The sequence below is a fragment of the Halorubrum sp. SD690R genome (genome assembly GCF_005435035.1).
Taxonomy (GTDB): domain Archaea; phylum Halobacteriota; class Halobacteria; order Halobacteriales; family Haloferacaceae; genus Halorubrum; species Halorubrum ezzemoulense.
The window spans coordinates 1-412 of sequence record NZ_SGTV01000141.1 but is presented as its reverse complement, the minus strand read 5'-3'; the positions used below and the strand labels follow the sequence as shown (position 1 = coordinate 412).

Here is a 412-nt window from a genome sequence, read left to right as displayed (position 1 = left end):
ACGTCCCCGAGACGTTCGAACACCGCGAGAGCCAGCTCGAGAGCCTGAAGTACGCGCTCCGGCCCGCGGTGCGGGGCTCCCGCCCGCTCAACACCGTGATCCGCGGCCCCCCCGGCACCGGCAAAACCACCGCGGTTCAGAAGCTGTTCGGCGAGCTCGGCGTCGAGGCGCCGGACGTCCGCACCGTCCGGGTGAACTGCCAGGTCGACTCCACCCGCTACGCGGTGTTCTCCCGGCTGTTCCAGAGCGTGTTCGACTACGAGCCACCCTCCTCCGGCGTCTCGTTCAAGAAGCTGTTCGAGCAGGTGACCGACCGGCTCGTCGAGGAGGACGAAGTGCTGATCGTCGCGCTCGACGACGTGAACTACCTGTTCTACGAGAACGAGGCCTCCGACACGATGTACTCGCTCCT

1 protein-coding gene is annotated in these 412 nt (G+C 66.7%); it reads left to right on the top strand.

Annotated features, from left to right (window positions below):
• Window positions 1-412, top strand: a 412-nt coding sequence (locus EXE41_RS18780; RefSeq protein ID WP_137691807.1) for an AAA family ATPase, incomplete at both ends; no start/stop codon positions are given.